This is a genomic window from Microbacterium sp. GbtcB4 (genome assembly GCF_019091465.1).
Lineage (GTDB): Bacteria > Actinomycetota > Actinomycetes > Actinomycetales > Microbacteriaceae > Microbacterium > Microbacterium paraoxydans.
Window position 1 is genome coordinate 1 of the sequence record NZ_JAGXJJ010000501.1, and the last position, 239, is coordinate 239.

Below are 239 nucleotides of genomic sequence, written 5' to 3' on the forward strand. Positions count from 1 at the left end.
GCCATCGGCGCCGGTCTGTCTTTCGCGGGCGCCCTCGACGACCTCTCCACCGACCTCGACACGAGCGGATCCGAGGTCGTGACCGCGCCGCCAGGTACGGGCAAGTCCACGCTCGTCCCGCCGCTCCTCGCCTCACGCCGCACCGGCCGCGGGATCGTCACCCAGCCGCGCCGGGTCGCCGCCCGCGCGGCCGCCCGCCGCCTCGCACCGCTCGACGGCACACCCCTCGGCTCCCGGGT

At 77.4% G+C, this 239-nt stretch carries 1 protein-coding gene; it reads left to right on the plus strand.

Features of this window, described 5'->3' with window-relative positions:
- Positions 1–239, plus strand: a 239-nt coding sequence (locus KVS71_RS18610; protein ID WP_217585276.1) for a hypothetical protein, incomplete at both ends; no start/stop codon positions are given.